This window comes from Ramlibacter sp., from assembly GCF_035548915.1.
Classification (GTDB): Bacteria; Pseudomonadota; Gammaproteobacteria; order Burkholderiales; family Burkholderiaceae_C; genus Ramlibacter.
This window is the reverse complement of sequence record NZ_DASZSE010000044.1, coordinates 182,681-203,010: the sequence shown is the minus strand read 5'-3', so window position 1 is coordinate 203,010 and position 20,330 is coordinate 182,681. Positions and strand designations below refer to the sequence as shown.

Below are 20,330 nucleotides of genomic sequence, written 5' to 3'. Positions count from 1 at the left end.
ACAAGAATTTATTCTTTTGTCAAGAATACAAGAAAGACAAGTGGCCGTCCAAAACAAAAAAGCGGAAAATCCACGGCCATGGACTACCTTCCCCTGTCGGACGGCGCGGCGCGACAGCTGATCGACTCGTCGACCCTCTTTTCGGAGTGGAACCGGCTCAAGCTCCAGGCCAGCCGCTATGAAGGCGGCATGTACTGGAAGCGCCAGGGCGACTACGAATACCTGGTGCGCACGCTGGCGGGCGGCCGGCAGCGCCGCATCGGTCCCCGCTCGGCCGCGACTCAGCGGGTCTACGACGCATTCAAGGCCGGGCAGTCGCAAGCGCAGTCCAGACTTTCGCAACTGCAGTCGGCGCTGCTGGAGGCCGAGCGATTGAACAGGGCACTGAAGGTGGGTCGGGTGCCTTCGTCCGTCGTGGATCTGTTGAGGACTCTCGAGGACGTCGGCCTCGGCAACCACTTCGCCGTGGTCGGAACGAACGCGCTCTACGCATACGAAACCGCCGCCGGGGTCCGGATCGTGCAGGGAGCCTTGGCAACCCAGGACATCGACCTGCTTTGGGATGCGAGAAAGCGAATCCAGTTCGTGACCGACCTCGGCAAGCTGCAGACATCGATGCTGGGCGTGCTGCGGCGTGCCGATCCAAGCTTTCGGCGCAAGGAGGGCCAGAACGAAACCGCCGTGAATGCGCGAGGCTTCGAAGTGGATTTCCTTCGGCGCCAGCCGGAAGGCGCCGACCCGCACCCTTTTCGCTTTTCGGACGACGAGGACGACCTGTGGCCAGTCCAGGCCGTACGGGCTTCGGTCCTGACCACCGCCAGGAGGTTCGAGCATGTGGTCGCGGCTTCGTCCGGCCGCATGGCCCTCATGCGCACAGTCTCTCCAAAGACCTTCGTCGAGTTCAAACGTTGGATGGCCTCGCAGACGCGAAGCAGGCTGGCCCTGAAGAGGCGGCGGGACGCCCGTCAGGCAGACATCGTGGAGGCACTCCTGAAAGAAGGTCTCCTGATGGATAGACCAGGGGACTGAGCCGGAAGCCGGCCAAGCCGCCGGCGCTCGCTTGCACGAGCATGAACACAAGAGCGTCAGCGCCACGCCGAGCGGGCGCGCTCCCGCACCTGCAGCACGGCCGCCTCGCGTCCCGCGGCGCCCTTCACCGCCGGCACGGCCTCGGGCCACGTCACCTGATCGAAGTGGCGCAACATCCCCTCGCCGATGAAGCGCGTGCGGCCCGCGTACATGTGGCGGTCGCCGCCGCCGCTTTGCTGCGTGACGTAGAAGCGCTGAGGCACGACGAGGTGCAGATGCTCCTTCGCGCGCGTCATCGCCACGTAAAGGAGCCTGCGTTCCTCTTCGATCTCTTCGGTGGAACCCGTGGCCATGTCGCTCGGAATGCAGCCGTCCACCACGTTCAGCACGTGCACCGCCTTCCATTCCTGGCCCTTCGCGCTATGGATCGTCGAGAGGATGAGGTAGTCCTCGTCGCGCAGCGGCGGGCCGCTGAAGTCGCTCGTGGCTTCCGGCGGGTCGAGCGTGAGCTCCGTGAGGAAGCGTTCGCGGCTCGCGTAGCCGGCAGCCAGGCGCGCGAGCTGCTCGCAGTCGAGCTTGCGCGCCGAAGCGTCGTCGTGCATGCGTTCGAGCTGCGGCAGGTACCAGGCCTTCGCGAGCTCGATGTCCGCGGGCCACGCGATCTCGCGGTCGCGCAGCTTCGCGAAGAGCGCGGCGAATCGCGCCCATTCATTCCTCGCGCCGGGCGCGGGCTCGAATCGCGCGAGCGCCGTGTCCGGCTCCGGCGCTTCGGCCATCGCATCGAGCAGGCGCGTCGCGGTCGCGGCGCCGATGCCGGGGACGAGCTGAGCCACGCGAAAGCCTGCCATGCGGCTGCGCGGGTTGTGCGCGAATCGCAGCACCGCGAGCAGGTCCTTCACGTGCGCGGACTCGAGGAACTTCAGGCCACCGAACTTGACGAAGGGCACGTTGCGCCGGGCGAGTTCCAGCTCCAGCGCGGCACTGTGGTGACTCGCGCGAAAGAGGACGGCCTGGCGCTTGAGCACCGTGCCCGCTTCGCGTTCGCGCAGCACCTCGTCCGCAACCCACCGCGCCTGCTGCGCCTCGTCGGGCACGAGCACGAGCCGTGCGCGGCCCCCGAGGGCCTTGTCGCTGAAGAGATTCTTGGTGTGGCGCTCGCGCGCCTCGGAGATCACCGCGTTGCTCGCATCCAGGATCGCCTGCGTGCTGCGGTAGTTCTGCTCGAGCGTCACGATGCGCGCCGGCAGCGCGAACCGGTTCGGGAAGTCGAGGATGTTGCGCACCGTCGCGCCGCGAAACGAATAGATGCACTGCGCGTCGTCGCCGACCACGGTCACGCCTTCGCCGCTTGGCTTCATCGCGAAGATGATTTCGGCCTGCAGCCGGTTCGTGTCCTGGTACTCGTCCACGAGGAGATGGTCGAAGCGCGCGCCGACCTCCCGCGCGATCGCGGGCTCGGCCATCATGTCGGCCCAGAAGGCGAGCAGGTCGTCGTAGTCGAGCACGTTTTGCTGCTGCTTGGCTTCCACGTACGCGCCGAAGAGCTTCTTCAGCTCGTCTTCCCACTGCACGCACCATGGGTAGAGCGCCTGCAGCACGCGGCCGAGCGGCTCGCGGGTGTTGAGCACGCGCGAGTAGATGCCCAGGCACGTGGCCTTCTGGGGAAAGCGGTTCTTCGATTCGCGAAAGCCCGCTTCGTGGCGCACGAGCCCGAGGAGATCTTCGGAATCGGCGCGGTCGTGGATCGTGAAGTTGTCTTCGAGCCCGATGCGAAGCGCGTATTCGCGCAGGAGCCGCGCCCCGATGCTGTGGAACGTGCCGCTCCAAGGCAGCCGGACGTTCGCGCCGGCGAGCAAGGGACGCAACACGCCTTCGACGCGACGCTCCATCTCCTGCGCGGCGCGCCGGCTGAAGGTGAGCAGCATCATGCGCTGCGGATCGGCGCCATGCCGGATGAGGTTGGCAACGCGATGCGCGAGCGTGCTGGTCTTGCCCGATCCGGCGCCCGCGATCACGAGCAGCGGCCGCTTGTCGCCAGCGGTGTCGCCCGTGCCGTGCGTGGCGGCCTCGCGTTGCGCCGGATTGAGCGAAGCGAGCGGGTCGGACCGCTCGGGTGGAAGGTCCGATGGATTGCCAGTCGATTCAGGGTGCTGCATTTTCTGAGCCGATACTGTACATTGATCCAGTGAGCGAATCCATCCTCGTCGGCTCCGCGTCGTGGACCGACAAGACCCTGATCGAGTGCGGGCGCTTCTATCCGAAGGAAGCGAAGACCGCCGAGGCGCGGCTGCGCTACTACGCCACGCAGTTCCCGATGGTGGAAGTCGATTCGAGCTACTACGGCATGCCCACGCCGCAGAACGCGCAGCTCTGGGCCGATCGCACGCCGCCGGGCTTCGTGTTCAACGTGAAGGCCTTCCGGCTCTTCACCGGCCATTCGGCGCAACCGATGGTCCTGCACAAGGACATCCGGCAGGCCCTCGGTGCGAAGCCACTGCGTTCGCTTTACCTCGGAGACCTCCCGCCGGAGATCGAAGACGAACTCTGGCGCCGCTTCGCCGAGGCACTGGCGCCGCTGAAGGCCGCCGGCAAGCTGGGCGCGGTGCATTTCCAGTTCTCGCCCGGCATCCTGCGCAACCGCGAAGGCATCGCGTTCGTGCAGCGTTGCGCATCGAAGATGCCCGGCCACCTCCTCGCGTACGAATTTCGCAACCGCACCTGGTTCGAAGGCGACCATGCGGAAAAGACGCTCGCGCTCCAATCGCGGCTCGGCGTCGTGCACACGGTGGTCGACGGCCCGCAGGGCTTCGCCAACTGCGTGCCCTGCGTGTGGGCCGTGACGAATCCGATGCTCGCGCTCGTGCGGCTGCACGGGCGAAACGCGGACACCTGGAACCTCACGAAAGCGCCTTCCTCGAGCGCGCGCTTCAACTACTGGTACCACCGGGACGAGCTCGCCGCGATGGTGCCGGAAATCAAGCACCTCGCGACACTCGCGCAGAGCGTGCACGTCGTCTTCAACACGAACTTCGAAGACCAGGGCCAGGTGCATGCGCGCCTCATGCGCGAGCTCCTCGCGCGCGCATGAGGAGAGGCGCGGAGAGGCGCGGAGACTGAAGCGGCACGAAGCCGGCGGAGGGCGTCCGCAGCCCACGCGGTAGACTGCCCGCATCGCAGACTATTGCATTGAAGAGCCAGACGAATGAAGCGCCGAGTTCACCTCCTGTCACTTCTGGGCCTCACGGCCGTCACGCGCGCCTTCGCGCAGCTCAAGCCATCCGGGAAGGCGCCTCCCGAGGCGGCACCTGCCGCGCCCGCTGCGGCCGCGAGCGGCGTGAAGCGGGACACCGAAAAGGAAAACGAAGGCAAACTGGCCGCGACCGGCTGGATCGGCCTGCTCGACCGCCGGGACTGGGGCACGGCCTGGGAACGTTCGAGCGCGCTTTTTCGCAAGAACGTGTCGCTCGGCATGTGGATGGACAACGTTCCGAAGGTGCGCGAGCCGCTCGGCGCGCTCGTGGAGCGCGAAGTCGCCGGGGTGATGTACAAGACGTCGCTGCCCGGCTACCCCGACGGCGACTACGTCACCGTGCTCTTCGAAAGCAAGTTCGAGCGCAAGGCCGACGCGAAGGAGATCGTGACAACCCTGCGCGAAAGCGACGGCCGCTGGCGCGTCACCGGCTACCAGGTGCAGTAGAGATATCCACCGTGCGCGTGCGCGATGCCGCGTGCGGACTCGAGCCGCGTGAGAAGCGCCGCGTCGCGGTCGCGTCCCTCTCGGCCATCGCGAACTGATCGCGCAGCGCGGGCAGGACGGACCGGGCCCACGCGCGCACCGCGGGGTCGGGTGCGGCGGTGGCCATGCGCTCGGCATCCGCGATGGCGGCAGAGCGCGAACGCAGACCCACCGCTTCGAGATACAGGCGGTCGAACCTGCGTGCGCCCGCGCGGTTCAGGACCTTCAGCGCCTTCACCTGGGCGTCGGCAAGCATCGGGGGCGCCATCTCGCGCACGTGCAGCAGCCAGCGCAGATCGCCCGCCCTGGATTCGTGTTCGCGCAGGATCGCGCTTGCGAGTTCGCGCACGAGCGGGTCCTTCGACTTCTTCAGCGCAAGCTTCGACGCATCGGACGCGAATCGCAGGGAGGCGGCGGCATCCTGTAGAAACCTGCGCTCCTGGCGCTGCTCGGGCGTGAGATGCCTCGCGCCGGCGGGCCGGGTGGCACCGAACATCGGCTCGCCCGCGGCATCCGCTCGCGAAGGGGCCGCGGCGTTCGACGGCGTCCCGGCGACCGCGAGCGCCGCGGCGGCCGCCACGCCCAGCAGCGCGCGCGGCCGCCTCACCGGGTCAGCTTCCCTTGTTCTTCGGGCTGGGCGTCCCCGCGGACGGACCTCGCGGCATCGGGCCGCTGCCCATGGAAGCGGGATTGCTGCCACCCTTCATCGCGGTCTGAATCTTCTCGGCTTCGGCCAAGTGCTTCTGCAGCGTGGGCAGCGTCTTCTGAGCGAACGCGCGCAAGTCGGCGTCCTTCAGTTGCTGGGCGGCCTTCGCGAACATCCGGATGGTCTTCTTGTGGCCCTTCACGCCCACTTCGTCGATGAAGGCCTGGTCGAAGTCCGAGCCGGTCTTCTTGCCGAGCTTCTCGATCTTCCTGCGGTCCGAATGCGGCGGCGCCGCCGGCAGTTCGACCTTCTTCGCGTTCGCGATCTGCGCGAGCTCGTTGTTCGCCTTCGTGTGGTCGTCCACCATCATGGTCGCGAAGTTCTTGACGTTCGGGTCGCTCGCCTTGGCCTGGGCGAGCTGCGCGATCTGCACTTCGAAGAGGCCGCCGCCCGCGGCCTTCTCGACGAAGCGGCGGTCGCCGTGGGACAGCTTGTCGTCCTTCTTCGACTCGGCGTTGCGCGTGCCCGTGCCGGGCTGCGCGGCGGGCGCGGTGGCGACAGCGGGAGCGGTCGGCGTGGGAGGCGCCGTGGATGAGCCGGCCGCGAGGGCCGCGCCGGCGGCGAATGCCAGCGCGATGCACGCGGCCAGCGGATGCAATGGTCTTTTCATGAGCGGACTCCAGCGTTTCACTTGCGACCCGGCGAACCGCTGCTCGACGAAGTGCTGCCGCCGCCGGTCGTGCCCGATCCGCTCGTCGCCGAACCACCCGCGGCTCCACCGATGCCACTCGTGCTGCCGCCGGCGCCGACGCTCATGCCGCTCGTACCGCTGGTGGTGGTGCCACTCGTGCCGCCGCCACTCGTGCCGCCGCTCGCGCCGCCCTGCAGGCTGCTCGAGCCGCTCTGGCCCGTGGTGCCGTAGTCGCCCCGCGTGCCGGCGGAACCTTGCGAGCTGCTCGCGGAACCGCGAGAGCCCGTGTCGGAGCCGAGTCCGCCGCTGCGGCTGTTGCGCCAGTTCGTGAACTCGTCGGAGAACTTGCGATAGCGCTCCTGCCGCCACGTCTGGTAGTCGTTGTCGAGGTTGCGAATCTGTTCTTCGCGCCACTGGTGGTAGTCGGGGTCGTGATGCTGCCCGCCGTGACCCTGGGCATGGCTGCCCGAGGCACCATAGCTGCCGCCTGCCTGGCCGCCGTGGCTGCCCTGTCCCCAGCTGCCGCCTTGCCCGTAGCTGTCGCCCTGGCCGTAGGCGCTGCCGTAGCCGCCTCCGCTCTGGCCGTAGCCCTGCCCGTAGCCTGGGCCACCCTGGCCGCTGAACGTCTGGCCGCCATAGCCGCCGCCCGGCTGCTGGCCATAGCCGCTGCCGAAGCCGCCGCCCTGGCCGGGCGAGCCGCCATACGGGCCGTAGCCGCCGCCCTGGTTGCCGTAGCTGCCTTGGTTGTACGTGTTGCCCTGGCCGCCGTAGCCGGGTTGCGAGTGCATGCCCATGCCGCCGCCCGTGCCGCCGCCCGTGCCGCCGCCCGTACCGCCGTACCCGCCGCCACCTTGGCCACCATAACCGCCACCGTATCCGCCGCCGTACCCACCGCCTTGGCCCATGCCCTGGTGGCCGCCTTGTCCGTACTGGCCGGACCCGCCCTGCGAGCCGCCGCCGCTGCCCCACTGGCCTTGCTGGCCATAGCGGTTCCAGTCGCCTTGCTGGCCGCCCCATGCGCCGCCTTGCCCATAGCCCTGGCCGCTGCCGCCCCACTGACCTTGCTGACCTTGCGGGCCTTGCTGGCCTCCGTAGTGGCCCGCGCCGCCGAAGCCGCCCGAGTGGGTGCCGCCACCCGCGTTGCGGTTCCAGGCGCCGTGGCTGCCGTAGTCGCCGCTGCCGCCTTGCGAGCCGAACTCGCCGCGGCCGTAGTTCTGGCCTGCGCCATATTCGCCGCGGTCACCGCGGCCGTAGCCGTGGCTTTCGCCGCCATAGCCACCGTATCCGCCCGACTGTTGCGAGCCGAATTCCGTGCCGGGACGCGAATCCCAGCTGCCCTGCGGTCCCTGCGATCCCTGCTGCGAACCCCAAGCGCCCCCCGGCTGCTGGGCGGACGCTCCGTTGCCCGCGGCGCCGGTCCAGTTGCGCGATTCGCCGCCCAGTCCCTGCCCCCGTGCGGACTCTTGCTGCGAGCCGGACTCGGCGCTTGCGCCCCAGCGGCCTTGACGGTCGCGGTCTTCGTAATCTCTGGATGCCATCTGCCGTTCTCCTGTGGATGAGGATGTCCTTGCTGCCGGCCTTCGCATCGGCCGGCACGAACGACCGCGACTACGCGGCCATCTGCGTCAACGATAGGACGGTGAGCCTCATGAATTTGTCGGACGCCACGACACCGGCTGTCGGACGCGGCCGACACTTCCGACGCGGTCCTTCGCGCGGCTGTTGCGCCCGCGCGGTGCCGCTTTCAGTGCTCGTGCGCGAGATTGCTGACGAGCATCACGAGCACGATGCCCGCGAAAAGCCACGCGATCTGCAGCATGGTCTCGCGTGCGCCCAGGCGCTTTTGCAGCTGCGGAATCAGGTCGGCGAGCGCCACGTAGATGAAGCTGGAGCTCGCCGCCACGAGGAAAAACGGCAGGTAGTTCGCGAGCCGGTCGACGAGCCACCATCCCGCGACGCCCCCCAGCGCCGTGAACGCCCCCGCGAGCGAGACCTTCAGCAGCGCGGCGCCGCGATCGCTCGTCTGGCGCAGCACGACCAGGTCGCTGATGTGGTGCGGCACTTCGTGCGCGAGCACGGCAAGCGCCGCCACGAGGCCGAGCCGCAGGTCGGCCATGAAGGTCGACGCGATGAGGATGCCGTCGCCGAAGCAATGCACGCTGTCGCCGGTGAGGACCGCCCAGCCGCCGCCACGCGAGGGGGTCTTGCGACGATGCCCGGTCGGGGGATGCGCCGCGTGGGCGCCGTGACCGTGCGCGTCCTCGCCCTCGCCCTCGCCCTCGCCCTCGTCATGATGATGCTCGTGGCCGTGGTGCCAGAGCTCGGCCTTGTCGAGCAGGAAGAAGAACACGACGCCCGCGAGCAGCATCGTGAGCAGGTCCCGCGCGTCCCTGCGGCTTTCGAACGCTTCGGGCAGCAGGTGCATGAACGACGTGGCAAGGAGCGCTCCGGCCGCGAGGCTCAGCAGATGCTGCTCGCCCTTGCCGCGCGCCTGCGCGTCGTGGCCGGCAAGCCAGCCCACTCGCATGATCCCCGCGGCGATCCAGACGCTGCCGATGCCGGCCGCGAGCGTCGCGACAACGATGGGAAGGATGGGATTCATGGGAAACCCCGCAGTGTATCGTTGCGAGTCTTCACGCCCTGTCATCCAAGCAAAAGGAGTCCCCATGCCCACCATCCGAGTCGAACTCTTCGAAGGACGCACGCCCGAGCAGAAGCGCGAGTTCGTGAAGGAGCTCACGCAGGCCTGCGTGAAGGCGCTCGGGAGCAAGCCCGAATCCGTCGACGTCATCCTCTTCGACGTGAAGCCCGCCAACTGGGCGACGGGCGGTGAACTCTGGTCCGAGAAATCGAGCTGAAGCGCGCGTTCGCCGAATCCACGCAAGAGCAGCGCCAGTCCGACATGAGCGTCGGACAGGGCCCACAGAGCCGGGCCGCGGCCGCTGGCAGATTTCAGACGCCCCAGGCGGTGACAGGTCGTCACCGCGGGTGCGATCCATCTCTGAAATCGAACCCATGCCGAAGTCCACCCAATCCAATTCGAAGCCCCCCAAAGCCTTGAAATCCGCCGCGCCCAAGGCCGCGGCCCGCAACACCGACAGCGGCCCCGCGAAGGCCCTTGCCGCCGAGGACGATCCCCAATCGCTGCAGCACGCGCAAACCGACGCGCTGGCGCGCGGCCTGCCCGACAATCCCAACAAGGGGCCGGAACACGGTTTCGCCAACGGCCTCGAGCCGCCGCCCGGCAAGACCGTGGAAGCGGAGTCGCGCTTGCCGCTGGCGAGCACCCTGTCGGAAGAAAACGGTTCCGAGAAGACCGGCAGCGTCGCGCCCGCCGGCCTGAACGCCACGATCGAGCCGCTCGACCGGGTGCGCGTGGACTCGAGCGGCCGCGCGATGACGACCAACCAGGGCGTCTTTGTCTCGGACAACCAGAATTCGCTGAAGTACGGCACGCGCGGCCCCGTGCTGCTCGAAGACTTCGTGCTGCGCGAGAAGATCACCCACTTCGATCACGAGCGCATTCCCGAGCGCATCGTGCATGCGCGCGGCTCCGGCGCGCACGGCTTCTTCGAATGCTACGAGCCGCTCACGGACATCACCCGGGCCGCGCCGTTCCGGGAAGCCGGCAAGCGCACGCCCGTCTTCGTGCGCTTTTCCACCGTGCAGGGCGAGCGCGGCTCCAAGGACACCGCGCGCGACGTGCGCGGCTTCGCAGTGAAGTTCTATACCGACGAAGGCAACTGGGACCTGGTGGGCAACAACATCCCGGTCTTCTTCATCCAGGATGCGATGAAGTTCCCCGACCTCATTCACGCCGTCAAGCCCGAGCCGCACCACCAGATGCCGCAGGCGGCGAGCGCGCACGACACGTTCTGGGACTTCGTGTCGCTCATGCCCGAATCCACGCACATGCTGATGTGGGTGATGAGCGACCGCGCGATTCCGCGCAGCTTCGCGACGATGCAGGGCTTCGGCGTCCACACGTTTCGCATGGTCAACGAGGAAGGCGCGTCGGTGTTCGTGAAGTTCCACTGGTCGCCGGTGGCGGGCACGCATTCGCTGGTGTGGGACGAGGCCGTGAAGATCGCCGGACCCGACCCCGACTTCCATCGCCGCGATCTGTGGGAACGCATCGAATCCGGCGCGTACCCCGAATACGAACTGGCCTTGCAGGTGTTCACCGAGGAGCAGGCCGACGCATTCAGCTTCGACATCCTCGACGCGACCAAGATCGTGCCCGAGGAACTCGTGCCGCTGCGCCCCGTCGGGCGCATGGTGCTCGACCGCAATCCCGACAACTTCTTCGCGGAGACGGAGCAGGTCGCGTTCTGCACGGCCAACATCATCCCGGGCATCGACTTCAGCAACGATCCGCTGCTCGCCGGGCGCATCCACTCGTATCACGACACGCAGCTCTCGCGGCTGGGCGGACCGAACTTCCACGAGATCCCGATCAACGCGCCGGTCGTGCAGGTGCACAACAACCAGCGCGACGGCTTCCATCGCCAGGCGATCCCGCGGGGGCGCGTGTCGTACGAGCCCAACTCGCTCGCGGGTGGTTGCCCCTTCCAGGCGGGCGCGCAGCAGGGCTTCGTTTCGGTGCCCGCGCGCATCCACGCGAAGGAGGAGCAGGGCAAGGTGCGCGCCAAGCCCGAGAAGTTCGCGGACCACTACACGCAGGCCACGCTCTTCTTCGAGAGCCAGACGCCCGTGGAGCAGGACCACATCGCCAATGCGTTCCGCTTCGAGCTCTCGAAAGTGACGGTCCCGGCCGTGCGCGAGCGCATGGTCGCGTCGCTGCGCAACGTTTCCGAATGGCTCGCGAACAAGGTGGGCATGGGACTCGGCATGGACCCGCTGCCCGCGCCGCTTGCGCGCGTGCTGGCCGAGCCGCCGACGCCGGAAGTGCGCAAGTCGCCCGCGCTTTCGTTGATGGCGCGGCCCGGTGACGGCAGCATCCGCGGGCGCAAGGTCGCGTTGCTCGTGGCGCCCGGCGTGGAAGGCGAATCGATCGCGAGCGTGCAGAAGGCCCTCGTCGAAGCCGGCGCGGTGGCGCGCCTCGTGGGGACGCGCATCGGACCGATGCCGACCGCGGGCGGCGAGACGCTCGACGCCGATGCGTCGCTGGAAAACGAGCCCGGCTTCCTCTTCGATGCGCTCGTGCTGCCGGACGGCGAGGCCGCCGTGGCCGCACTCGCGCAGGACGGCCACGCGCTGGAATTCGTCAAGGACCAGTTTCGCCACTGCAAGACCATCCTTGCGCTCGGCGCGTCACGGACGCTGCTCGCCAAGGCCGGACTGCCCGCCGCGATGGACAAGAGCCAGTCGCAAGGCGACACGGGCCTGCTCATGGCGGATGCGGCCGATGGGGCGAATGCCGCGGCGGCCTTCATCGCGGCGATGGGCAAGCACCGCCATTTCGGCCGCGAGATGGATCCGCCGCTTCTGTGAACTTCGTCGAACGACCCAACGTGAGAACTGAAATGATCACCATGGAATACCGGGACGCGTGCGAGTTGCTCGATGCGGACCACATTGCCGTCAAGCACCTCTTCGTCGGCTACGCGCGCCTTGCGGTCGCGCCGGATTCGCCGGATGCCGTGAACCGGCTCGACATCGCGATGAAGATCTGCGACGAGCTCAGCGTGCATGCGCAGATCGAAGAAGAAATCTTCTACCCCGCGCTGCGCGAGGCACTGCCCGCCGATGGCGACTTGCTGGACGAAGCCGAGGAAGAGCATGCGCAAGCCAAGGCACTCATCGCGCAGATTCGCGAAGCAGGCGCGGCGAGCGCGGAAGTGGACGATCTCGTGGCCCGCCTGAACAGGGCGATCGAGCATCACGTGAAGGAGGAACGCGACGAGCTGTTTCCGAAAGCGAGGACGGCACCGGGGATGGATCTGGTGGCGTTGCGGGACCAGTTGCGGCAAAGGCAGCAGGAACTCGTGTCGATGACGGCGGCGTAGGGAAGACCAACCCTCTCCCGGAGGGAGAGGGAGAGGGAGCGTCAGCGGCGACCGAGTTCGGCTCGCTTGACCCACCGTAGCGCTGCACCGATCATCTCGCTTCGCGCCAGGTGCGCATCTCCAGAGCGAAGCGAGAGGGATCGGAGTGCTGACGAAAAAAACAAGAATCCGCCTTGCGGCAGCCCTGCTCGGCTGCTGCACCATGATCGGCGCGCACGCGGCGCGCATCGTGAGCGTCTCGCCTCAGGGCGAAGTCTCGCGCGTGCGGCAGGTGGTCGCGAAGTTCGATAACGCCGTGCTCGCCTTCGGAGACCCGAAGGCGCCCGCGCCGCTGCAGATCACCTGCAGCGATGCGCAAGCCACCGCGGGCAACGGCCGCTGGACGAGCGAGCGCGAATGGGTGTTCGACTTCCGCGAGGATCTTCCGCCCGGCATCGCCTGCACCCTGCGAACGCGCGAAGCATTCAAGCCGATCAAGGGCGAACTCACCGCGGGCGAATGGCGCTTCAACACGGGCGGCCCCTATGTACGCTGGGCGCGTCCCGCGGGCGACCGCATCGACGAAGAGCAACAGTTTCTCTTCGTCCTGAACGGCGACGCCACGCTCGCGAGCGTGCGGGAGGGCATCGGCTGCGTGGTCGAAGGCATCGGCGAACGCGTACCCGTGCGGCTCGTGCAAGGCCGCGAACGTGACGAGATGCTCGAGGCCCTGCGCGTGGACAAGGCGGCCGCGAAGACGCCGCTGCGCTACCTCACCTTCGCTTGCAACCGGCGGCTGCCTGCCGACGCGAAGGTGCAGATCGTCTACGGCAAAGGCGTTCGCACGCCCAGCGGCATCGCGAACGCGGTGGAGAAGCGCTTCGAATACCGCGTGCGCGAGCCGTTCGCGATCGCGTTCGGCTGCGAGCGCGAGAACGCGCAGTCGCCCTGCCTTCCGATCCGTCCCGTCACGCTCACCTTCAACGCGCCGGTGCCTCGCAAGTACGCGGAGCAGATCCGCCTGAAGACGGCCCGAGGCACGATCGCGCCGAAGCTGGACGCGGGCGCAACGGACGCCGAGAGCGTCGTCGACTCCGTGACCTTTCCCGGGCCGCTCGCCGAGCGAGCCGAGATGGCCGTCGAACTGCCCAGGGATTTCCGCGATGCCTCCGGGCGAGCCTTGCGCAATGCCGATGCGTTCCCGCTGAAGTTCACTACCGCCGCGATGCCGCCGCTCGCCAAATTCGCGGCCGCGCCCTTCGGCATCGTCGAGCGGTATGCCGAGCCCGATTCGGGCCCGCTGCTGCCCGTGACGCTGCGTCGTGTGGAACAGGCACTGCGCGTGCAGGGCGCCGCGCCGTCGAAGGTGGGCGACCTGCAGCCGAAGGCCGACGCGGACATCGTGCGCTGGCTGCTCAAGGTGCAGCAGTATCACGAGAGCTGGGTGGATCGCGCGCAGGCCAAGGCGGATTCGCGCGTGCCGCTGCCGCCGGTGGTGGACCCGCAGGAGCCCGACCGCGTGGAAGCGCGGGCGGTGTCCCTGCTGGACGGCCAGCCGGGCACGCGCGTGCTGCAGTTGCCGCGCGCGGAAGGCGACGACCCGCGGCCCTTCGAAGTCGTGGGCATTCCGCTGCAGCCCGGCTTTCACGTGGTGGAGATTGCGTCGCCGCTGCTCGCGCAATCGCTGCTCGATCCGCGCTACGGCGCGCGCCGCAAGATGTACGTCCGCACGACGGCGCTCGTAACCAATCTCGGCGTGCACTTCAAGTTGGGTCGCGAGAACGCGATCGCGTGGGTGACGACGCTCGACAAGGGCACGGTCGTGCCCAATGCGCGTGTGCGTGTCTCGACTTGCAATGGCACCGAAGTCGCGAGCGGCGTCACCAACGCGCAGGGCATCGCCGAATTCAAGGCCATCGCGCCGCAGCCGCCACGCTGCGGCGGCAGCGACGACGACGGCGGCCGCGCGGCGTACTTCGTGAGCGCGCGGACGAAGGATGCGCACAGCGGCGAGGACCTCGCCTTCACCTTCAGCGACTGGTATCGCGGCATCGACCCCTGGCGCTTCAACGTGCCGGTGAGCCGCGAAGCGCAACCGGACCGCCGCTTTCACAGCATCCTTGACCGCACGCTCGTGCGCGCCGGCGAGACGGTGTCGATGAAGCACATCGCGCGCGTGGAAACGAGTCGCGGCCTGGGACTGCCGCCCGACCCTCCCGGTGAATTGGTGGTGACGCATGTGGGCAGCGGCCAGCAATTCACGCAACCGCTCGCGTGGCGCAAGACGCCGACCGGCGGCCTGAGCGCCGAGTCGCGGTTCCAGGTGCCGCCCGCGGCGAAGCTGGGTGTCTACTCGGTCACGCTGGGCGGGCCGGAGTCGCGCTCCTTCCAGACGGTGGAGTTCCGCGTGGAGGAGTTCCGGCTGCCGGTCTTCGAAGGCCGCGTCGCGCCGGCTCAAAAGGGCGCGCTGGTCGATGCCCAGCGTGTCGCGGCCGGCGTGGAGGTCCACTACGTCTCGGGCGGCGCGGCCGCCAATCTGCCGGTGCGCGTCTCCGCGCTGGTTCGCACGAAGGCCATACGATTTGCCGACTACGACGAATTCGGATTCGATCCGCCGCGACAGCGTCGCGAAGAAGGCGCGGCCGACGACGAGGATGCGCAAAGCGCGGACGATTCGCGCATCGTCGCGGACAAGTTGCCCGTCACGCTGGACCGCAACGGAACGGGACAAGTCACCATCGAGCCGATCCCGAAATCTCCCCGCGCACGCGAACTCGTGCTCGAGGCGAGCTACGCCGACCCGAACGGCGAAGTGCAGACGTTGCGCAGCGTGAACGCGCTGTGGCCCGCGGCGGTGGTCGCCGGCATCCGCGCCGAGAACTGGGTCTCCGTGGGACGCAAGATCCGCTTCCAGGCCATCGCGCTGGGGCTCGACGGCAAGCCGCAGGCGGGTGTCCCGGTGGCGGTGAAGGCCACGGCGCGAGTCACCACGACGAGCCGCAAGCGCATGGTCGGGGGCTTCTACACCTATGACAACCGCACATCGACCCGCGATCTCGGCGCCGTGTGCGATGGCAAGAGCGATGCGCGCGGGCTCGTCCTTTGCGAAGCGTCGTTCGACGATGCGGGGGAGATCGAACTCGTGGCGAGCGCCACCGACGCGCAGGGCCACGCGAGCCAGGCCGCGACGAGCGTGTGGGTCACAAAGCAAGGCGAGCTCTGGTTCGGCGGCGACAACACCGATCGCATCGACGTGCTGCCGGAGAAGAAGAGCTATCAGCCCGGCGAGACCGCGAAATTCCAGGTGCGCATGCCGTTTCGCTACGCGACCGCGCTGGTCACCGTGGAGCGAGAAGGCATCATCGCGTCGCACGTGGTGCAACTGCGCGGCGACGATCCCACCGTGCAGCTTCGCATCGAGGAAGGCTGGGGACCCAACGTCTACGTGAGCGTGCTCGCATTGCGCGGCCGGCTGCGCGAAGTGCCGTGGTACAGCTTCTTCACGTGGGGCTACAAGGTGCCGCGCGAGTGGTGGCATGCGTTCTGGTTCGAAGGCCGCGAATACGTCGCACCGACCGCGCTGGTCGATCTGTCGAAACCGGCGTACCGCCTGGGTCTCGCCGAAGTGCGCGTGGGAACGAAGGGCTACGAACTCGGCGTGAGCGTGAAGGCCGACAAGGAAGCCTACCCCGTTCGCGGCCATGCGCGTGTCTCGATTCAGGTGACGCAGCCGGGCGGCCAGCCTGCCGCGAATGCGGAAGTGGCGCTCGCCGCGGTGGACCAGGCGCTGCTGGAGCTGATGCCCAACGACACGTGGAACCTGCTCGAAGCGATGCTGCAGCGCCGCAGCTGGGGCGTGGAGACTTCCACCGCGCAGATGGAAATCATCGGCCGGCGCCACTACGGCAGAAAGGCCGCACCGGCAGGCGGCGGTGGCGGCAAGAGTCCGCAGCGCGAGCTGCTCGACACGCTGCTCGTGTGGAATCCGCGGGTGCAACTCGACGCGCAGGGGCGCGCGACGGTCGACGTGCCGCTGAACGATGCGCTCACGACCTTCCGCATCGTGGCCGTTGCCGACATGGGCACGGGCTTGTTCGGCACCGGCCGGACCACGATCCGCTCGACGCAGGATCTGCAGATCATCAGCGGCTTGCCGCCGCTCGTGCGCGAAGGCGACCAGTTCGCCGCGCAGCTCACGCTTCGCAACACCACGGCCCGCGCGATGAGAGTCGAGGTCGCGCCGCGGGCGACGCTCATCACGTTGCCGCCGCAGACGATCGACATCCCCGCCTCCGAAGCGCGCACGCTCGAGTGGAACGTGACGGCGCCCGCGTCGCTCGCCTTCACGCGCACCGAGGCGATCCTGTGGGAAGTGGAGGCGCGCGACACGCTCGGCGGCGCACGCGATGCGCTGAAGATCAGCCAGCGGATCGTGCCGGCCGTGCCGCTCACGGTGCAGCAGGCAACCCTCGTGCAGCTGGACAAGCCCTACACGCTCGACGTGGCGCCGCCCGTGGGCGCGATCGCGGGGCGCGGCGGCATTCGCCTTGCGCTGCAGCCGAAGCTTGCCGAGGGCCTCGACGGCGTGCGCGACTGGTTCGCTGCCTATCCCTTCATCTGCCTCGAACAGAAGGCGAGCAAGTCGGTCGGCCTGCGCGACGCGGCGATGTGGCAAGCCGTCGTCGCGCAATTGCCCTCCTACCTCGACCGGGACGGTCTCGCCAGTTACTTCCCGCCGCGCGACGGCGAGGCCGACCACGGCAGCGACATCCTCACGGCGTATGTGCTGGCCGCGACGCACGAGGCTGCGTCGCTCGATCCGGCCTTCGCGCTGCCCGACGACGTGCGGGCGCCGATGGAACGCGGTCTCACCGCCTTCGTCGAAGGCCGCATCCAGCGCAACTTCTGGGCGCCGCGCAAGGACCTCGACGTGCGCAAGCTCGCGGCGATCGAAGCGCTCTCGCGCTACGGCAAGGCGCCGGCGCGGCTCCTGGCGAGCATCACGATCGCGCCGAACCAGTGGCCCACGAGTGCCGTCATCGACTGGCTCGACATCCTGAAGCGCGTGCCGGACATCCCGCAGCGCGACCAGCGCCTGGCCGAAGCCGCTCAGGTGCTGCGGGCGCGGCTTTCCTACCAGGGCACGAAGCTCGTCTTCAGTACGGAACGCGACGACTTCTGGTGGTGGCTCATGGCCAACGGCGACGTGAACACCGCGCGCCTCATCCTCGCCGTGCTCGACGACCCCGCGTGGAGCGACGACATGGGGCGTCTGGCCAACGGCTTCATCGCGCGCCAGCGGCGCGGCGCGTGGCTCACAACCACCGCCAACCTCTGGGGCGGGCTCACGCTCGAGAAGTTCTCGCGAAAGTTCGAATCCGCGGCGGTCACGGGCGCCACGCGCGCATCGCTGGGCGCTTCTTCGGCTGCGGTGGACTGGTCGCGAGTGGAACGCGTGGGGGCCGCAGGCTCAGGCGCGGCCTCCGGTGGCTTGCCGCAGACGCGAGTCTTCGGTGCACCCGCGAGTCCCGGCAATCTGCGCAACAACACCGTGCTGCTGCCCTGGCCGCAGGATGCCGGCGCGAAACAGGAGACGCGCGCCCTCAGCATCGCGCAGCAGGGCACGGGCAAGCCCTGGCTCACCGTGCAATCGGTGGCGGCCGTGCCGCTGGCCGCGCCCTTCTTCGCGGGCTACGAAGTAAAGAAGACGATCGCGCCCGTGGAGCAGGCAGTCGCCGGACGCTGGAGCCGGGGCGACGTCGTGCGCGTGACGCTGGAAGTCAACGCCTCGGCGGACATGACGTGGGTCGTGGTCTCCGACCCGGTCCCTGGTGGCGCCACCTTGCTGGGCTCGGGCCTCGGGCACGATTCGCAGATCGCCACGCAAGGCGAGAAACGAGCAGGCTCGGCCTGGCCCGCCTTCGAGGAGCGAAGCTTCGAGGGCTTCCGCGGCTACTACGAATACGTGCCGAAGGGCAACCTGCGCGTCGACTACACGATGCGCCTGAACAATGTCGGCGACTTCGCGCTCCCGCCCACGCGCGTGGAGGCGATGTACGCGCCGGAAATGTTCGGCGAGCTTCCGAACGTGCGAGTGAAGGTGGAGCCAGGCCGATGAGGCGCGTGCTCGCGGCGATCCTGTGCGCTTGCGCCATCACGCTCGCGCAGGCGACGCCCTCCTTCGACGAAGTGCGCAACGCGTGGCGTTCCTCGGAAACGCTCGTGCTCGATCGCGACGGTGAAACCTTGCAGCGCGTGCGCACCGACGCGTCCGTGCGCCGAGGCGGCTGGGTGGCGCTTGCGGACATGTCGCCGGCGCTGCTCGCGGCCATCGTGTACTCCGAGGACCGCCGCTTCTGGGAACACAGCGGCATCGACTGGCGCGCGGTGCCTGCCGCGGCATGGGCGAACCTGTGGAACCGCAGGACGCGCGGCGCCTCCACGCTCACCATGCAGCTCGCCGGGCTGCTCGACGAGGATGTGAAGCGCTCGCGTGGCCCGCGCGGCCTCGGCACGAAGCTGGAGCAGGCCGCCCTGGCCGCGTGGCTGGAAACCCGCTGGCGCAAGGAGCAGATTCTCGAGGCGTATCTGAATCTCGTGTCGTTTCGCGGCGAAATCGTCGGCATCGACGCGCTGTCGCGCACGCTGTTCGGCAAGGCGCCGCATGGACTGGATGCGGAAGAAGGCGCGATCGCGGCGGCATTGGTGCGCGCGCCCAACGCCTCCGCGGTTCAGGTCGCGAAGCGCGCGTGCGCCGTGCTGCGCGACGCCGGCGGCGCACGCGACTGCGCGAGCATCGACCTCGTCACCGCGAGCGCCTTGCGCGCGAGCTCGTACCCGGGCAGCGCGGGGATCGCGCCGCACTTCGCGCGCGTCGCGGTGCGAGGCCAACCGCCGGGCGCGCGCATACGCACCACATTGCGCGCCGACGTGCAGCGGTTCGCGACCGAGTCGCTGCGCCGCCATCTGCGTGAACTGCGCAGTCGCAATGTCGAGGACGGCGCCGTGCTCGTGCTCGACAACGCGAGCGGCGACGTCCTCGCGTGGGTCGGCTCCTCGGGCGACCTGAGCGACGCGCCGGAAGTCGACGCGGTGACGGCCCCGCGCCAGGCCGGCTCGACTCTCAAGCCCTTTCTTTACGCGCAGGCGTTCGCCGAGCGGCGCCTCACGGCCGCATCGCTTCTGCACGACTCGCCCGCGAGCATCCCGACCGCGTCGGGCCTCTACATCCCCGAGAACTACGATCATCACTTCAAGGGCTGGGTCTCGGTGCGCACGGCGCTCGGCGCGTCGCTGAACGTGCCGGCCGTGCGCGCACTCGTGATGGTCACGCCGGAATCGATGGCGCGCGCGCTGCGCGCATCGGGCCTCGCGCTGAAGCAGTCGGGCGAGTACTACGGCTACAGCCTCGCGCTGGGCAGCGCCGAAGTGTCGCTGCTCGGGCTCGCCAACGCGTATCGCACGCTCGCGAACCAGGGCCGCATGGGCGCCGTGAAGTGGCTGCCGGGCCGACCCGCGCCGGCCGTTGCGGCGCTCGATCCCGCGGCCGCGTTCATCGTGGGCGACATCCTCTCCGATCCGAACGCGCGGGCGCGGACGTTCGGCACGGACAGCCTGCTCGCCACCCGCTTCTGGACGGCCGTGAAGACGGGCACGAGCAAGGACATGCGCGACAACTGGGCGGTGGGCTGGTCGGAGCGCTATACCGTGGGCGTGTGGGTTGGCAACGCGAGCGGTGAGCCGATGCACGACGTGAGCGGCACGAGCGGCGCCGCCCCGGTGTGGGCCGAGGTGATGCGGTATCTGCACGCTCGCACGCCATCGCGCGCGCCCGCTGCGCCACCTGGTCTGGAGCGGACGCGCATCCGCTTCACCGACAACGTCGAGGCCTCACGCGACGAGTGGTTCATCGCCGGGACCGGGCAGCCGGTGATCGCGTTGCAGGACGAGAGCGCCATGGCGGCGGCGCGCAGGATTCGCACGCCCGCCGACGGCACGATCATCGCGCTCGACCCCGACATCCCGCCCGCGCGCCAGCGGCTTGCGCTGTCGGCAACCGGCGCGCGCGTGCGTTGGCGAGTGGATGGCCGCGAGATCGCGCGCGGCACGACGGCCGCGTGGATGCCGTGGCCGGGCCGTCATGCGATCGAACTGGTCGATGAAGGCGGCGCGTTGATCGAGACCGCGCATGTGGAGGTGCGGGGTGCCGGACTGAAGCAGCAACGCGTTCGGCACAAGGGATCGTAGGTGCGGGCAGGGATTGCCGCTGCGCTTGCGGGG

General features: G+C 68.7%; 13 protein-coding genes. 8 read left to right on the top strand and 5 right to left on the bottom strand.

The features are described from left to right. Nucleotides 1-78 precede the first annotated feature (78 nt). Nucleotides 79-1,029, top strand: coding sequence for a GSU2403 family nucleotidyltransferase fold protein (locus VHA82_RS18925; protein ID WP_325546658.1), 951 nt, complete (start codon nucleotides 79-81; stop codon nucleotides 1,027-1,029). Nucleotides 1,030-1,085: 56 nt separating this feature from the next. On the opposite strand, the gene VHA82_RS18920 is transcribed toward VHA82_RS18925, so the two are convergent. Further along, on the bottom strand, nucleotides 1,086-3,185 hold the full coding sequence (locus VHA82_RS18920; protein ID WP_325546656.1) for an ATP-dependent helicase: 2,100 nt from the start codon (nucleotides 3,183-3,185) through the stop codon (nucleotides 1,086-1,088). Between the two features lie 29 nt (nucleotides 3,186-3,214). Here VHA82_RS18920 and VHA82_RS18915 point away from each other — a divergent pair, with 29 nt between their 5' ends. Continuing rightward, on the top strand, nucleotides 3,215-4,117 hold the full coding sequence (locus tag VHA82_RS18915) for a DUF72 domain-containing protein (RefSeq protein ID WP_325546654.1): 903 nt from the start codon (nucleotides 3,215-3,217) through the stop codon (nucleotides 4,115-4,117). 114 nt (nucleotides 4,118-4,231) lie between these two features. Beyond that, a complete protein-coding gene (locus VHA82_RS18910; RefSeq protein ID WP_325546652.1) occupies nucleotides 4,232-4,726 on the top strand; it encodes a DUF4019 domain-containing protein in 495 nt (164 codons plus the stop codon). On the opposite strand, the gene VHA82_RS18905 is transcribed toward VHA82_RS18910, so the two are convergent. From VHA82_RS18905 to VHA82_RS18890, 4 genes are all read right to left on the bottom strand, one after another. Further along, nucleotides 4,704-5,372, bottom strand: a complete 669-nt coding sequence (locus VHA82_RS18905; protein ID WP_325546650.1) for a DUF4142 domain-containing protein — start codon at nucleotides 5,370-5,372, stop codon at nucleotides 4,704-4,706. The two genes, VHA82_RS18910 and VHA82_RS18905, sit on opposite strands and share 23 nt — an antisense overlap. A 4-nt stretch (nucleotides 5,373-5,376) precedes the next feature. After that, nucleotides 5,377-6,081 carry a DUF4142 domain-containing protein gene (locus tag VHA82_RS18900; protein ID WP_325546647.1) on the bottom strand — a complete coding sequence of 235 codons (705 nt, stop codon included), beginning with the start codon at nucleotides 6,079-6,081 and terminating at the stop codon, nucleotides 5,377-5,379. Nucleotides 6,082-6,098: 17 nt separating this feature from the next. Beyond that, the gene (locus VHA82_RS18895; protein WP_325546645.1) at nucleotides 6,099-7,640 is read right to left on the bottom strand and encodes a hypothetical protein; all 1,542 of its coding nucleotides are present in this window, start codon (nucleotides 7,638-7,640) and stop codon (nucleotides 6,099-6,101) included. Between the two features lie 206 nt (nucleotides 7,641-7,846). Next, entirely contained in the window at nucleotides 7,847-8,704 is an 858-nt protein-coding gene (locus tag VHA82_RS18890) for a ZIP family metal transporter (RefSeq protein WP_325546643.1), read from the bottom strand. A 64-nt stretch (nucleotides 8,705-8,768) separates the two neighbouring features. Here VHA82_RS18890 and VHA82_RS18885 point away from each other — a divergent pair, with 64 nt between their 5' ends. The 5 genes from VHA82_RS18885 to pbpC all read left to right on the top strand — a co-directional run bounded on the left by VHA82_RS18885 (nucleotide 8,769) and on the right by pbpC (nucleotide 20,297). Continuing rightward, entirely contained in the window at nucleotides 8,769-8,960 is a 192-nt protein-coding gene (locus VHA82_RS18885) for a 4-oxalocrotonate tautomerase (protein WP_325546641.1), read from the top strand. A gap of 157 nt (nucleotides 8,961-9,117) precedes the next feature. Next, entirely contained in the window at nucleotides 9,118-11,556 is a 2,439-nt protein-coding gene (locus VHA82_RS18880; protein WP_325546639.1) for a catalase, read from the top strand. Nucleotides 11,557-11,597: 41 nt separating this feature from the next. Further along, nucleotides 11,598-12,071: a hemerythrin domain-containing protein gene (locus tag VHA82_RS18875; RefSeq protein ID WP_325546636.1), complete on the top strand. Its 474-nt coding sequence runs from the start codon at nucleotides 11,598-11,600 to the stop codon at nucleotides 12,069-12,071. Nucleotides 12,072-12,273: 202 nt separating this feature from the next. Then, on the top strand, nucleotides 12,274-18,168 hold the full coding sequence (locus VHA82_RS18870) for an alpha-2-macroglobulin family protein (protein ID WP_325546634.1): 5,895 nt from the start codon (nucleotides 12,274-12,276) through the stop codon (nucleotides 18,166-18,168). Continuing rightward, on the top strand, nucleotides 18,165-20,297 hold the full coding sequence (gene pbpC / locus VHA82_RS18865; protein WP_325546631.1) for a penicillin-binding protein 1C: 2,133 nt from the start codon (nucleotides 18,165-18,167) through the stop codon (nucleotides 20,295-20,297). The genes VHA82_RS18870 and pbpC overlap by 4 nt, the downstream gene beginning before the upstream one ends. The last annotated feature ends 33 nt before the right edge of the window (nucleotides 20,298-20,330 follow it).

What these genes read in the sequence shown, in the direction of transcription:
- VHA82_RS18925 (WP_325546658.1), top strand. Translation starts at nt 79, where the DNA reads ATGGACTACCTTCCCCTGTCGGACGGCGCGGCGCGACAGCTGATCGAC.
- VHA82_RS18920 (WP_325546656.1), bottom strand. Translation starts at nt 3,185, where the DNA reads ATGCAGCACCCTGAATCGACTGGCAATCCATCGGACCTTCCACCCGAG.
- VHA82_RS18910 (WP_325546652.1), top strand. Translation starts at nt 4,232, where the DNA reads ATGAAGCGCCGAGTTCACCTCCTGTCACTTCTGGGCCTCACGGCCGTC.
- VHA82_RS18900 (WP_325546647.1), bottom strand. Translation starts at nt 6,081, where the DNA reads ATGAAAAGACCATTGCATCCGCTGGCCGCGTGCATCGCGCTGGCATTC.
- VHA82_RS18895 (WP_325546645.1), bottom strand. Translation starts at nt 7,640, where the DNA reads ATGGCATCCAGAGATTACGAAGACCGCGACCGTCAAGGCCGCTGGGGC.
- VHA82_RS18890 (WP_325546643.1), bottom strand. Translation starts at nt 8,704, where the DNA reads ATGAATCCCATCCTTCCCATCGTTGTCGCGACGCTCGCGGCCGGCATC.
- VHA82_RS18885 (WP_325546641.1), top strand. Translation starts at nt 8,769, where the DNA reads ATGCCCACCATCCGAGTCGAACTCTTCGAAGGACGCACGCCCGAGCAG.
- VHA82_RS18880 (WP_325546639.1), top strand. Translation starts at nt 9,118, where the DNA reads ATGCCGAAGTCCACCCAATCCAATTCGAAGCCCCCCAAAGCCTTGAAA.
- VHA82_RS18875 (WP_325546636.1), top strand. Translation starts at nt 11,598, where the DNA reads ATGGAATACCGGGACGCGTGCGAGTTGCTCGATGCGGACCACATTGCC.
- VHA82_RS18870 (WP_325546634.1), top strand. Translation starts at nt 12,274, where the DNA reads ATGATCGGCGCGCACGCGGCGCGCATCGTGAGCGTCTCGCCTCAGGGC.
- pbpC (WP_325546631.1), top strand. Translation starts at nt 18,165, where the DNA reads ATGAGGCGCGTGCTCGCGGCGATCCTGTGCGCTTGCGCCATCACGCTC.